Consider the following 13395-nt stretch of genomic DNA (forward strand, 5'->3'; position numbering starts at 1 on the left):
GTGTGGAAGACGGGCTGGCGGCGGGGCGCGGGCGGTGCCGCGTCCTACTCCTCCAGCTCCCCGCTGCCGCTGGAGAACTGGGCCAGCCGGAAGATCACGAACTCGGCGGGCTTGACCGGCGCGATGCCGATCTCGCAGATGACGCGGCCGATGTCCACCGACTCCGGAGGGTTGGTCTCCTCGTCACACTTGACGTAGTAGGCCTCCTCGGGGCGCTGGCCGAACAGGGCGCCGTTGCGCCACTCGTTGACCAGGAACGCCGAGATGTTCCGCCGGATCCGGGCCCACAGGGCGTGGTCGTTCGGTTCGAACACCACCCACTGGGTGCCGATGAGGATGGACTCCTCCAGGTAGTTGAAGTACCTGCGGATGTTGAGGTAGCGCCACGCCGGGTCGGAGGAGAGGGTGCGGGCACCCCAGACGCGGATGCCCCGGCCGGGGAACGCGCGGATGCAGTTGACGCCGATCGGGTTGAGCAGGTCCTGCTCACCGCGGGTGATCTGGGTCTCCAGGTCCACCGCACCGCGCACGACCTCGTTGGCGGGCGCCTTGTGCACACCGCGCTCGGAGTCGTTGCGGGCCCAGACACCGGAGACGTGGCCGCTCGGCGGGATCAGCCGGGTCTGGCCGCTGGCCGGGTCGAACGTCTTGATCCACGGGTAGTACAGGGCCGCGTACTTGGAGTCGTAACCGGCCGTCTCCTGGCGCCACACCCGGATCTGACGGGCATTCAGGCCGGGCGGCGGGTCGATGACGGCGACGCGGTCGCCCATCAGCTCGCAGTGCGCGATCAGACCGAGCTGGACCGCCTTGACGGCCTCCAGGTCGATCGCGCCGCGCTGGTAGGCGGCCATCAGGTCGGGCACCGCGACCATGGAGATCTCGTCGACCGCCTCCAGGCCGCCGAAGCCGGTGCGGTCGGCCGAGTCGCCGAGGTACTGGGCCGGGCCCGGGTGGGGCGCGACGGCCTCCTGGGCCTCGGGCACGACGGGAGCCGGAGCGGCCGGCGGGGCCGGGAGGGCCACCGTCTGGTTCTCCGGGCGGACCAGCTGCGCGGCCGGCGCGGCCTCGGCCACGGTGATGAGCTTGGAGCGCTCCTTCACCTGGGTGACCACGTAGTTGCGGCCGCCCTTCTTGGCGGTCACGTCGAAGGTCTCCACGGCCTTGTCGCCGTCCTTGACGACGAGCCGGAAGCGCTCGGCGGGGCCCTCGCCCTCGGGGTCGGCGACCTCGACGCTCAGGCCGCCCTTGCCGCCGGAGGCGAGAGCGGTCACGGTGAACGTGCCGAGCTGGCGCGGCTCACCGGCGGTCAGCGCGGCCGGAGCGGCGGAACCGCTCACCGCGGCGGGCACCGCGCCGTTGCGGGCCACGGCACCGCCGGAGGCGTCCTCGGCGGAACCGCCGACCCGCACGACATAGGCGGCGGTGCCGCCGTTCTGGAAGAACCCGTAGACCGAGTGGGCGAGGTAGTACCCGTCGGTGAACTCGCCGAAGGACGCGACGTACTGACTCCAGTTGGTCACCAGGGTCGGCTCGTTCAGCGGCCCGGCCGGCGCGAGGCCCACGAAGGCCGCCACCGAGGTGCCCACCCCTTCGATCGGACGGGAACCGCTGGCCACCTCCTCGACGTAGACGCCGGGCGACAGGTAGGACGGCATGCTCTGCTCTCCTCGGGGTACGAGACAGGAACGGGATCCAGCCTCACGCGCGAAGCGCGGCGGCCGAAACGTCCTGGGGTACCTCTTCGCGGGCACCCCGGTTGCCCCGACGGGCAGCCCGGCTTCCCCGCGTGCCCGCACGGCCCGGCCCGCTGCCCGCGCGACTGCCCCCATGTCCCTTCCGGCCTCCCGCGCGCGCGGGCGACGCTGGTGTCCGCCGACGGCGGAGGGGAGCGCGCGGTGCGCGTGCGTGACGTACGGGACGCGCGAGTACGGCATGTGCCGTACGGGCGCGGGACGTACGGCAGGACACGACGGCGGGGCGGACCGCCGGGACCGCCTCTCCCGGAACACGGAATCCGGAACCCACCGGGTCACCGGACCACCGGACCACCGGGCCTTCCGCAGACCGGCAGCCGTGCCGTCCGCCGACGGCGCCCTCGTCGAGTACCACGCCACCGAGATCCCGGAGCAGTGACCTGACAGATGAGCCTTTGGACCTCTCTGGAACCCGCCTCCGCGACCGTCGACCCGGGTGGCAGCACACGCGTGCGGCTGCGGCTGCGCAACACCGGTGACGTCGTCGACGAGTACCGCTTCGAGCCCGTCGGCGACCTCTCGCCCTGGACGGTCGTGGAGCCGCAGACGCTCCGGCTCTACCCGGGCACGACGGGCACGGTGGAGCTGACCTTCTCGCCGCCCCGCACCCCCGACGCCACCGCGGGACCGAACCCGTACGCGGTGCGCATCACGCCCACCGAGCACCCCGAGGCGGTCACCGTCCCCGAGGGCAATCTGACCATCACGCCCTTCACGGAGGTGCGGGCCGAACTGGTCCCGGCCACCGTCAAGGGCCGCTTCCGCGGCCGCCCCCGCCTCGCCGTCGACAACCTCGGCAACACCAAGGTCACCGCCTCCGTCAGCGGCAGCGACACCGGCGACCAGCTCTCCTACGACCTGCACCCGAGCAATGTGCAGATCGAGCCGGGCCGGGCCGCGTTCGTCAAGGCCACCCTCAAGCCGCGGAAGATCATCTGGTTCGGGCCCAAGGAGCGGCGGCCCTACACCCTGGCCGTGCAGCGGTCCGGGGCGACGCCGGTGCCCGTGGAGGGCACCTACCTCCAGCGCGGCTTCCTGCCCCGCTGGCTCGCCACCTTCTTCGGGGTGCTGCTCGCGCTGAGCGTCACCTTCGTGATGCTCTGGATCGCCTACAAGCCGGCGGTGCGCAGCGGGGCCACGGAGAAGGTCGCCGAGGCGGGCACCACCCTGGCGCCCAGCCCGTCGACGGCCCCGGCCCTGTCGCCCGCGCCGCCGCCCCCGCAGCCCTCGGTGCCGCAGCAGCCGACGCAGCCCCAGGAGACCGGTGGCGCCAAGGGCGGCGACAGCGGCGGTGGCGGCGGCGCGCCGCAGAAGAAGAAGCCGAAGGGCCCGGTCCTCAAGAACGTCCTGCTGTACAACATCACGACGAAGAAGTGCGCGGACATCCCCGGCTACGACAAGGGCGAGTCGGCCGGCCCGGTGCGCGAGTACAGCTGCGACGGGACCTCGAACGACAACCAGCTGTGGGACTTCGAGATGCGGTACCCCAAGGGCGGTCCCGGCGGTGTGCCCCTCTACCAGATCCGCAACGTCAAGGACAGGTTCTGCATGGACCTGACCGGTTACGGGCCCGCCGAGGAGCGGTCCCCGATGATGGAGTACACCTGCGACGGCACCACGTCCGACAACCAGCTGTTCTGGCTGGACAAGCAGGACAACGGGGCCTACTGGATCCGCAACTTCGCCAGCGAGAACATGTGTCTCGACGTGTTCGGCAGCGGTGACGGCGGCGACGACACCCCGCTCTCGATCTTCCGCTGCTCCCTGACCGACGACCACCTGTGGCTGATCAAGCCGCAGAAGCCGGACGGCGAGTGACGAAGAGGCAGCCGCACACGGGGAAGGGGGGTGGACCCGCGGGTCCACCCCCCTTCCCCGTGTGCGGAGCTACCAGGAGCCCTCGTCCGGCAGCAGCCGGCCCGCCTTGCGGTACTCGCGGCGGGCGCCCTCCAGCACGTCGGCCGAGGTGACCTGGCCGTCCCGGCCGGCGGCGAGATAGGCGGCGGTCACCACCGCGCTGCGGATCGAGCCGCCCGCCAGCTCGAAGTCGCCCGCCACCCGGTCGAGTTCGACGCCCTCGGCGCACGGCACGTGGGACAGGCTGTGCCGCCACAGGGCCAGACGCTGGCGCGGGTCGGGGAACGGGAAGTCGACGACCAGGTCCAGGCGGCGGGTGAACGCCTCGTCGATGTTGGCGCGCAGGTTCGTGGTGAGCAGGGCGATCCCGTCGAAGGACTCCAGCCGCTGGAGCAGATAGGCGCTCTCCATGTTGGCGTACCGGTCGTGCGAGTCCTTCACCTCGGACCGCTTGCCGAACACCGCGTCGGCCTCGTCGAAGAGCAGCACCGCGTCGGTGCGGTCGGCCTCGGCGAAGATCCGCTCCAGGTTCTTCTCCGTCTCGCCGACGAACTTGTCGACCACCGAGGACAACTGCACGACATAGAGGTCCAGGCCCAGTTCGGCGGCGACCACCTCGGCCGAGAGCGTCTTGCCGGTGCCGGACTCGCCCGCGAACAGACCGAGCACGCCCCGCCCGCGCCCGCCGCCCGCGCTGAGCCGCCAGTCCCCGAGGACCCGGTCGCGGTGCCGGGCGCGCAGGGCCAGTTCGTGCAGCTGGGTCAGCGGGCGCTCGGGCAGCACCAGGTCGGTCCAGTCGACGGCGGGCCGGATCCGGCGGGCGTGCCGCTCCAGACCGGACGCCGACTGGCGGCGCGCGGCGACCCGCAGATGCGCTGCGGTCAGCGGCGTACCGTCGAAGACGGCGAGGGCCTTCGCCGCGCGGGCCGCGCGGGCGATCCGGTCGGCCGCCAGGTGGTACGGCGCCACGGTCGCGGCCAGGTCGAAGCCCGGCTCCTCGCCCAGCGCCGCCGCCCAGGCGCGCACCGCCCCGGCCCGGTGTCCGGGCACGTCCAGGACGAGCGGGTCGGCGGCGCCGTGCTCCGACCAGTGTGGGTCGTAGGGCTGGGCGCCGGTGATCAGTACGGGTACGTCGGCGGCCGAGGTCAGTTCCCGTACCAGGTGGGCGGGGTGCTCGGGCAGCGCGGAGACCACGACCGCGGAGCCGCTGAGCCGGGCCTCGCGCAGCAGGGCGGGCACCAGGTCCTCGGGCCCGGCGAAGTGCAGGGCGGCCAGGCCCGCCGTGTGCAGGGCGGTGGCGGCGCAGGTGAGCGCCTCGCCCTCGCGGCCCTCGCGCAGATACACGGTGGGCGGCGCTCCGGCGCTCAGCCGGGCGGCCAGCCGCCGGGCGAAGCCGGTGAACTCCGTGCCCTCACGGCCCTCGCTGCCCTCTTCGGAGTTGCCGTCCCGGTCGTCCCCGTCGGCGGCGGCCGGTGCCGCCGGGGGCAGCGCGCGCAACTGGCCGGCGAGCGCGGCGTCCGGGGTGTCGTCGCCCAGGAGATGGGACACCAGCCGGTCCGGGACGCGCAACGACCGGCTGAGGAAGGGGCGTTCGGGCTCCTCCACGGTGAGCAGGCCGAGCGCGGACAGCGGGGCCCCGGGGTGCAGCCGGGCCCGCGCGGACGCCGAGTGGACGGGGACACCGCACAGGTCGAGGGCGAGCGCGACGGTGGCGCGGCGGCGGCTGACGTCGTCGTTGAGGTAGCCGTAGAGCGGTTCGAAGGAGCGGTCCAGGTCGGGGGCGAGGGCGACGAGGAGCAGCGCGGTGTCCAGCTCGCCGAGCCCGAGCCGCGCGGCCAGCCGGGCCAGCCGGTCGTTCCGGTCCCGGGGGCCGTCCCAGCCGCCGGGGCCGCCGGGGACCTCCGGGCTGTGGGGGCTGTCCGGGCCGCCGTCCGTGAGCGCCGGGGCGGAGCCGTCGCCGTGGGTGTCCGCGGGCTCCGGCGCCGGAGGGGCCGGGTGCAGCAGGTGCCGTACCGCGTCCTGCGACAGGTACAGGCCGCGCAGCGGGTCGTCGGCCGTGGGGTCGTCGGCGGAGCGCCGGCCCACCAGCAGGGCGACCCGGTCGCGCAGCGCGGCCAGCCGGGTGAGGAGCGCGTCGGCGGGAGCCACCGCCGTGAGCGTGTCCGCCGGGTCCGTCACGGTCACAGCGCGCCGCCCGTCCCGCGGCCGCGCCGGGCGGCCCGGCGCGCGTCACGGACGGCGGCGACCTGGCGCGGCCGGTGGGCGCGTTCCTCGGGCCCGGTCGGGGTGTCGTCCAGGGTGCGGACACGGACCGCGGCGCCCTCGGTGACCGGCGGCCCGGCGTCGTACTCGGGGTACGCGGGGAACGGCGCGGTGATCACCACGTCCAGGGACGGCTTGAGCTCACCGCCGAGCGCGGACCAGATCTCGGCCAGCGAGCGGGACTCGGTCTGGGTGCCGGCCACCGACACGGGGACGGACATGCCCAGGGCGCCCAGCGCGCCGGGGAGTTCGCCGGGCGCGAGCACCTCGCGCGGGATCAGGGTGGCCAGCGCCGCGGACAGCAGCCGGTGTTCGTCCTGCGGCTGCCGGGTCCACGCGGTCACCAGGTACGACAGCCGGAACCAGCGCGGCGGCTGACGCCGTTTGACGACCACGTCCCTCTCGTCGTACACGGGGACATGGCCGCGCTGACGGCGGTTCACGTCCTCCCGGATGTCGTACAGATACGCGTTGATCGTGGGCGCGTTGCGCCGGGCGGCCCAGTCCCGGGTGGGCGCGTCGAGCACCACGTCGATGCCGGAACCGGCCAGCGCGCCGCCTCCGAGCAGGGATTTGAGGACCTCGTCCACCTCGTGGATCACCGTCGTGCTCCTGCCCTGCCGTGCTCGCTCGTGCTCGGTCGCGCGTGACCCGTGCCCGGGTCCCGCCCGGGAGGCCGTTGTCCGGTCCGGCCCGCCCGGCGGCCGCCGGGGTCCGATCCTGCCCTGCGCCCCGGGCCGCGGCGCAGGCGTGCCGGGGCCGGGGCCGGGGCAGAGCGCGCTGCCCCGGGGGCCGGTCCGGGATGCCTGTTCGGTCAGATGTAGCCTTCCCGCAGGGCATGGGCCACGGCATGCGCGCGATTGCGCAGATGCAACCGGGTGGTCAGCCCGTGGATGACGTTCTTGACGGTCCGTTCGGAGTAGGACAACTTGCCGGCGATCTCCCCGGTGTCGAGCCCCTCGGCGACCAGACGCAGTACGTCGACCTCGCGCGGTGTGAGCCCGGAGCCGGGCGCACCCGGCCGGCCGGCCGCGTTGCGGTGCAAGGTGCCCACCTGGTCGATGAGCCGGCCGAGCAGATCGGCGGGCAGGTCGCCCTCGCCGCGGGCGGCGGCCAGCACGGCCTGCACCAGGCGGTGCGCACCGGCCTCGTGGCGCCAGACGATGGCGCCCACCCCGCACTCGATCACATCGAGCAGTTCGGCCTCGCGCAGCGTGCTGACGACGAGCACCGCCCGCGCGCCCTCGCTGCGCACCACCCGGCGCAGCCGGGTCAGCGCGGCCTCGTCGAGCATGTCGTCCACGAGCAGCGCCACCGTGCCGGGACCCGAACCGGCCTCGTCCCGCAACTCGACCTCGGGGAACCGGCGCAGCTGGCTCAGCACCCCCTCGCGCAGGATCGGGTCCGTGGCGTGCACGGCGACCGGGATGCGGTCTGCGGTACCGGCCGAGCCGGGGCGCGTGGTCCGCGATGAGCTGAGCAACGGTTTCCCCTATGTGCACGGGCCCGTCACCTCTGTGGGGGCGGTGGCGGGCGTGTGCTGTTCACACTCCTGCCGGGGGAGTGCCCCGCGCAATCGTGGAGCACCACGAGCCGGACCACGAGAACAGCCTTATGTACACCACGAGGGTGACCGTCCGTCCGGTTCCGTCGGCCCGCCGGACGGCCTTGGTGGGACTTGTCACGTCACCGAGGGCCCCTGGGGACCGTCCTCGTGTGCGGAGGTCGTCATGTCCGAGCGAGGAGGCAGGAATGACAGGGATGGCAGGGGTGCCGGGACCGGGGCGGGACCGTCCGTGCGGCCGGCTGCGCGCACGCCCGACCGATCACCTCGTGGAGCGCGACCGCCCCGCCGGCCTTCCGGCGGACCCCGCGACCGGTGGCGGCGGCGCGGCTCCGGCCGACCGGACGGCCGCGCGGGCCGCTGACCGTCCGGCCGCCCGGCTGCCCGAACAGCCCCCCGCGCATCTGCCCGAACAGCCCCTGGGAAATCTGCCCGGCCACCCCCCGGCCGAGCTGCCCGGCCGTCCCCTCACGGAGCTGCCCGGCCGGTCCCCGGCCCCGTCGCCCGGCCGCGCCGTCGACCGCGTACCCGAGCAGACGTCCGGTGACGACGTGCGGTACCGGGCGGCTGACGATGCGTCGGGTCCCGTCTTTGGCCGTGCCTCGGGCCGCCCTGCCGGGCCCGCGTCCGATCCGGCCTCCGGTCCCGCGCCGGGACGGCCCGCCGACCGGGTGGCGGCGCAGTCGGCGGAGCACCTGTTCGCGCTGCTCTCGGCGCGGGTGCCCGGCCGGGTCTCCTCCGGCCGCGGGGCCGAGCGGTCTCCCGCCGCCCGCACCGGGGACCGGGGCGGCGACCGGGGCGGGGAGCACCCGTGCGCCGCGCCCTCCGGGCACCCGGCCGACCGGCCCGTCGGCGGCCCGGCCGTCCGGCCCTCGGGGCACGTCTTCCCCGATCAGCCCGTCCGGCCGGGGTGCGAACTGCCGCCGGAGCACCGGGAGGCCGCCGCGCTGCTGGCCGACGGCGCCGAGCGGGCCCGGTCCGGCGTGGGCGGCCTGGTGCTGCTGCGCGGCGCCACCGGCACCGGCCGCACCACCGTCCTGGAGGCCGCCGCCCGGGACGCGGCCGCGCACGGCATGCGGGTGCTGCGCGCCCGCTGCGCCCCCGGGGACGGCACCGTTCCGTACGCCACCGCGCTCCAGCTCCTGGGCCCCGTACCCGGACTCGGCGGTCCCGGCGAACCGGGGGCGCCCGGCGGCTCCGGCGCGGCCGGGGACGAGCGCGAGCCGGCCGAACTGCTGCGCCGCGCCCTGCACGCGTACGCCGCCCGGTCGCCGGTGCTGATCGCCGTGGACGACGTCCACCTCGCGGACGGCCACTCCCACCGCTGGCTGGTGGAGACCGCCCGGCACCTGGACCGGTTAGCCCTGCCGGTCCTGCTGGCCGTCACCGAACGCAGCCAGTACGACGTCGACACACCCCGGCCGGGCTTCACGCACACCCTCTCGCCCGCGCTGACCCGCACCCACACCCTCGCCCCGCTCACCCCGGGGGCGGCGGGTGCGCTGGTGCGTGCCAGGTTCCCGGCGGCCACCCGCACCTGGGCCGAGAACTGCGTACGGGCGGGCGCGGGCAGCCCGCTGCTGCTGCGCGCCCTCCTGGACGACCTCGGCGACCCGGCACGGCACCCGATCGTGCCCGAGACGGCGGCGGCGCTCTACCCGGGCGCCTACCAGGCGGCCGTCTCGTGGTGGCTGGACAGCGCCGGGTCCGGCACCGCCGAGGTGGCGCGCATCCTCGCCGTCCTCGACGACGGCTGGAGTCGCCCGGGGGCGGCGGGCGGCGCGGACCGGCGGGGCCCGGGGGCCGCCGACGCACCCGGCGTCCGGCCCGCCGCGGTGCCCGGACCGCGGGCCGCCGACGGCCCGGCCGTGCTGCTCGCCGAACTGTCCGGCGCCGACCCGGTCCGGGTGACGGGCTGGCTCACCGCCATGACCGGCCTCGGACTGCTGCGCACCGGCCCCGGCGGGCGGCCCCGCTACGCCCACCCCCTGCTGCGGGACGCGGTGCTCACCGGCGTGCCCGAGTCCCGGCGGCGGGCCACGCACCTGGCGGCGGCCCAGGCGATGCTGCACCGCGGCGCGTCCGCCGAGACGGTGGCCCGGCATCTGCTCCTGGCCGGGCCGGTCGGCGCCTCCTGGACGGCGGGCGTGCTCCAGGACGCGGCGTCGCTGGCGCTGCGCGAGGGCCGGCCGCAGGACGCCATGGCGTACCTGCGCCGGGCCCTGGACGAGCCGCTGCCCGGCGCGCGCCGGCAGCGGCTGCTGACCGAGCTGGGCTCCCTGGAGTGCGCCGCGCACGAGTCGGCCGCCGGGATCCCCCGGCTCACCGAGGCGTTCGGCCTGCCGGGCGGCCCGCAGGACCGGGTGCGCGCCGCCGTCGCCCTGGGCACCGCGCTCGCCGGGAGCGGCCGTCCCCGGGCCGCCGTGGAGGTGCTGTGCACGGCGGTCGGGCAGCTCCCGGACCGGCCGGAGCTGGTGGCCGCCCTGCACAGCGCCTCCGCGCTGCTGTCCGACCGGGACCAGACGGTCCGCCGCGAGGTGTACCGGCTGCTGCGCGACACCGCCGAGCGCTCGTCCGAGCCGGTCGGCACCGTCGTACGGGCGCTGTTCGTGCGGCACGCGGCCACCGCCGGACGCACCTCGGCCGCCGACGCCATGCGGCGGGTGCGCGAACTGCTGGCCGAGCCCGCCGATCCGCTGACCGAGCCGTTCCTGCTGGGCACGACCGCCGCGGTCGCCCAGTGGGCCGACGAACTCGACGAGGCGGACCGGCTGGTGGACCGCGGCCTGGCCGGGCAGCGGCCCGGACTGCTGCATCCCATGCACGAGGCGCTGCTCAACACCCGCGCCGACGTCGCGGCGGCGCGCGGCACCCACGGGCGGCTCCCGGCCGAGCCGCCCGGCGTGCATGTCACCGGGCCCGGCAACATCCACGCGCACATCCTGCTCGCCCTGGTCGAGCAGGGCCGCACGGCCGAGGCACGCCGCCTGGCGGACGGCTTCGACCTGCGGACCGTGCCCGGCTCCTGGGAGCTGAACCGGTTCCTGTACGCCCGGGGCGTGCAGCGCGCCGCCGCCGGGGACACCGCCGGGGCGCTGCACGACTTCCTGGAGTGCGGCCGCCGCCAGTCGGCCCGCGAGGTGATCAGCCCCGTCGTCACCCCGTGGCGCTCGGCCGCCGCCGAGTGCAGGCTGGCCCTCGGCAGCCCGCTGGAGGCGCTCGAACTGGCTGAGGAGGAACTGCGGTTGGCCCGCGTCTGGGGCACCCCGCGCACGATCGGCCGGTCGCTGCGGGTGCTGGGCGCGGTCACCGGCGGGCGCCGGGGCCTGGAGCTGGCCGAGGAGGCCGTACATCTGCTGCGGCAGGCGCCGCCCGGGGCCGCGCCGGAACTGGTCTCCGCGCTCCTCGCCCAGGGGCGGCAGCTCACCGCCGCCGGGGAACTCGTCCGCGCCCGCGCCTGTCTGCGCGAGGCCGCCGAACGCGCCGAACGCCTGGGCGCGCCCCGGCTGTGGACGCTCACCGAGCAGGCGCTGCGCGCGGGCGGCGCGCGCCGCACCGCCGGGGCCCGCACCGGCTCCGGTTCGCTCACCGGCAGCGAGCGCCGCATCGCCCAACTGGCCGCCGACGGACGGACGAACACGGAGATCGCGGCCCTGCTGCATCTGGCCCGGCGCACCGTGGAGACCCATCTGACCAGCACCTACAAGAAGCTGGGCATCAGGCGGCGCGGCCAGCTGCGGGAGGCGATGGCGGGGGAGTGACCCCCGGGCCGCGGTCCCGCGCCGCGGCCCGGGGACGGACGTCCCGCAAGCCGCGTCCGGGCTGTGCGCGACCCTCTTTTTGAACGCGTTCAACAGCGGCGTACGCTCCTGCCATGAGCGACAGAGCCGCCCTGCTCAAGGGCATCCGCGTCCGGCTGGTTCTCTTCGTCGTCTGCCTGGTCCTCAGCGGGGCCACGGCCTTCCCGCTCGTCCACGAACTGCACGGGCTGGAGAGCCTGTTGCGCGCGCTGTCCGTGCCCGAGCACCTGCCCGCCCTCATGGAGTGGATCGAGCGGGTGCGGCGCGGGCTCGACACCGCCGACGCCGACTACCCGTTCCTGCTGTACGGCACGGACTGGCTGGCCTTCGCGCACCTGGTCATCGCGGTCGCCTTCTACGGCCCCTACCGCGACCCGGTGCGCAACATCTGGGTCGTGGAGTTCGGGATGATCGCGTGCGTGGGCATCGTCCCGCTGGCCCTGGTCTGCGGGCCGCTGCGCGGCATCCCGCTGTGGTGGTCGGTGATCGACATGTCCTTCGGCGTGTTCGGGATCCTCCCGCTGTACGACGTGCGCCGGCGCATCCGGCGCCTGGAGTCGCTGAGCGTGAACCCACCGGTAACAGCGGCCATCTGACGGCCCGTCGGCGGGACGGCGGAAGAACCTGTGGCCAGAGGAGCGATTATCCGTAACTGATCCTGGGCAATGCTCTCCAAGCCATCGCGTGTGATCTTCACGGGCTCTCCGGATCCCGGCCACGGAGCATCACGTGCCACGCCCAACAGGAAGGAGTCAGCCATGAAGCTGCTCTTCGCCGTCCGCAACAAGGTCTCGGCCCGCAAGAGCCTCAAGGCGAGCGCCTGGTACATCTGGTACTGACCGGCCCCGCCCGCCCCCGCCGGGCGGAACCGGGACATCGTTGTCCTGCGCGCGGCCTGTGCCCGCGCGCCCGGACCGCGCTGCCCCACCGCCCGGCGGGGGCGACCCCGGCCTCCGGCCGGCCTCCTTCGTTTCCCCTTCGCCTCTCTTCGCCTCCCTTCGCCCCCCCGCATCCCTTCCGCTGCCCTTTCGCTGCCCCTTCGCTTCGGCTTCGTCCGCACCGCCGCCGCGCCCCTCCCGCCGGAGAAACCCCATGCCCCTGTCGTCCGTGCCGCGCACCCGCACCACCGTCTTCGCCCCCCGGCTGGCCGCCCTCCTCGACGACCACCTGGGCCAGGACGTCTTCCGGCTCGAACCCGACACGGTCGGGGTCGCCGGACCCGAGGTCGCGGACCGGATCCTCGCGGCCCGGCGCGCCACGGAGACCGAACGCCCCACGTTCAAGCCGCTGCACGGCCGGTCGATCTCCCGCACCGAGGCGTCCTCGGTGACCCGCACCATCGGCAGCGACGTCCGCGAGGCCCTGAAGCGGCCGCTGCCCGAACACGTCGACCTGACCGGCCCCTGGCCCCTGACCGGCCATCTCTTCCTGCGCGACCTGATCCTCGGTCAGGACCCCTACCGGCTGCGCCTGTTGATGAGCCGCAACCTCGAACTGACCACCAAGCTCACCTGGTCCGTCATCGCGCTCGGCGCCGCGCTCCCCGGCTGGCCGCGCCCCGGCACCGGCCGGCTCACCGCGCTGGGGGAGCGGGCCGCGAGTGCCACCGGCTACCAGGAACGCCGGTACGCGATGGGCATGTACCGCAGGGCCGCCGCCCCGGTGTGCTTCACCATCTCCACGCTGGTGGCCAACGCCCTCTGGCTCGGCCACCCCTTCGCCGAGGGCATGTCCAACCGCAACATCATCCACGAGTCCCTGCGCCTGCTGCCGCCCTCGTGGAACATCCTGCGCAACGCCTCACCGGAGTACCCCGCCCTGGACGACCGGATCGGCGCGGGCGACGACGTCCTGCTGCTGCCGCTGCTCTCCCACCGCGACCCCGCCCTGTGGGACGAGCCCGACGCCTTCCGCCCGGAGCGCTGGGACACCCTCGACCCGGACACCGCACCGGGCTACCTGCCCTTCGGCCACTCCTCCGAACGCTGCTGGGGGCGGCACATGGTCATGCCGCTCGCCGAACTCCTCCTGGACCTCGTGCGCGGCGCCGGCCTCGTCGTCGACCCCGCCCAGCACACCGGCCACGTACCGCTGCTGGGACTGCTGGGCGTGGCGGACGTACGCCTGGTCAAGCCGTCCTGACCCCCGCGGCAGG

General features: G+C 75.1%; 10 protein-coding genes. 6 read left to right on the forward strand and 4 right to left on the reverse strand.

The window, feature by feature from the left end; all coding sequences use genetic code 11:
• Positions 1-44 precede the first annotated feature (44 nt).
• Positions 45-1658, reverse strand: a complete 1614-nt coding sequence (locus B086_RS0118970; RefSeq protein WP_018568009.1) for a phage tail sheath family protein — start codon at positions 1656-1658, stop codon at positions 45-47.
• Between the two features lie 250 nt (positions 1659-1908).
• Here B086_RS0118970 and B086_RS43675 point away from each other — a divergent pair, with 250 nt between their 5' ends.
• Entirely contained in the window at positions 1909-2136 is a 228-nt protein-coding gene (locus tag B086_RS43675; RefSeq protein ID WP_018568010.1) for a hypothetical protein, read from the forward strand.
• A gap of 8 nt (positions 2137-2144) precedes the next feature.
• On the forward strand, positions 2145-3575 hold the full coding sequence (locus B086_RS0118980; protein WP_018568011.1) for an RICIN domain-containing protein: 1431 nt from the start codon (positions 2145-2147) through the stop codon (positions 3573-3575).
• 69 nt (positions 3576-3644) lie between these two features.
• Here B086_RS0118980 and B086_RS0118985 read toward each other — a convergent pair whose 3' ends face one another.
• The 3 genes from B086_RS0118985 to B086_RS0118995 form a co-directional block, all read right to left on the reverse strand.
• Positions 3645-5798: an ATP-binding protein gene (locus B086_RS0118985; RefSeq protein WP_018568012.1), complete on the reverse strand. Its 2154-nt coding sequence runs from the start codon at positions 5796-5798 to the stop codon at positions 3645-3647.
• Positions 5795-6478, reverse strand: a complete 684-nt coding sequence (locus tag B086_RS0118990; RefSeq protein ID WP_018568013.1) for a DUF4255 domain-containing protein — start codon at positions 6476-6478, stop codon at positions 5795-5797. Before B086_RS0118990 ends, B086_RS0118985 begins: the two co-directional genes overlap by 4 nt.
• A 212-nt stretch (positions 6479-6690) precedes the next feature.
• The gene (locus B086_RS0118995; RefSeq protein WP_018568014.1) at positions 6691-7359 is read right to left on the reverse strand and encodes a response regulator transcription factor; all 669 of its coding nucleotides are present in this window, start codon (positions 7357-7359) and stop codon (positions 6691-6693) included.
• A 278-nt stretch (positions 7360-7637) separates the two neighbouring features.
• Between B086_RS0118995 and B086_RS0119000 the strand changes: the two genes are divergently transcribed.
• The 4 genes from B086_RS0119000 (at position 7638) to B086_RS0119015 (ending at position 13382) form a co-directional block, all read left to right on the forward strand.
• Positions 7638-11201 carry an AAA family ATPase gene (locus tag B086_RS0119000; RefSeq protein ID WP_018568015.1) on the forward strand — a complete coding sequence of 1188 codons (3564 nt, stop codon included), beginning with the start codon at positions 7638-7640 and terminating at the stop codon, positions 11199-11201.
• 113 nt (positions 11202-11314) lie between these two features.
• Complete coding sequence (locus B086_RS0119005) at positions 11315-11836, forward strand: hypothetical protein (protein ID WP_018568016.1); 522 nt, start codon at positions 11315-11317, stop codon at positions 11834-11836.
• A gap of 69 nt (positions 11837-11905) precedes the next feature.
• The gene (locus tag B086_RS44625; RefSeq protein WP_158690402.1) at positions 11906-12079 is read left to right on the forward strand and encodes a tryptorubin family RiPP precursor; all 174 of its coding nucleotides are present in this window, start codon (positions 11906-11908) and stop codon (positions 12077-12079) included.
• Positions 12080-12332: 253 nt separating this feature from the next.
• Complete coding sequence (locus tag B086_RS0119015; protein WP_018568017.1) at positions 12333-13382, forward strand: cytochrome P450; 1050 nt, start codon at positions 12333-12335, stop codon at positions 13380-13382.
• Positions 13383-13395: the final 13 nt, after the last annotated feature.

The organism is Streptomyces sp. PsTaAH-124 (assembly GCF_000373685.1).
GTDB lineage: Bacteria > Actinomycetota > Actinomycetes > Streptomycetales > Streptomycetaceae > Streptomyces > Streptomyces andamanensis.

Bases quoted from the DNA above. Each gene is read 5' to 3' on its own strand.
- B086_RS44625 (WP_158690402.1), top strand. From the start codon at position 11,906: ATGCTCTCCAAGCCATCGCGTGTGATCTTCACGGGCTCTCCGGATCCC.
- B086_RS0118970 (WP_018568009.1), bottom strand. From the start codon at position 1,658: ATGCCGTCCTACCTGTCGCCCGGCGTCTACGTCGAGGAGGTGGCCAGC.
- B086_RS0119000 (WP_018568015.1), top strand. From the start codon at position 7,638: ATGGCAGGGGTGCCGGGACCGGGGCGGGACCGTCCGTGCGGCCGGCTG.
- B086_RS0119005 (WP_018568016.1), top strand. From the start codon at position 11,315: ATGAGCGACAGAGCCGCCCTGCTCAAGGGCATCCGCGTCCGGCTGGTT.
- B086_RS0118980 (WP_018568011.1), top strand. From the start codon at position 2,145: ATGAGCCTTTGGACCTCTCTGGAACCCGCCTCCGCGACCGTCGACCCG.
- B086_RS0119015 (WP_018568017.1), top strand. From the start codon at position 12,333: ATGCCCCTGTCGTCCGTGCCGCGCACCCGCACCACCGTCTTCGCCCCC.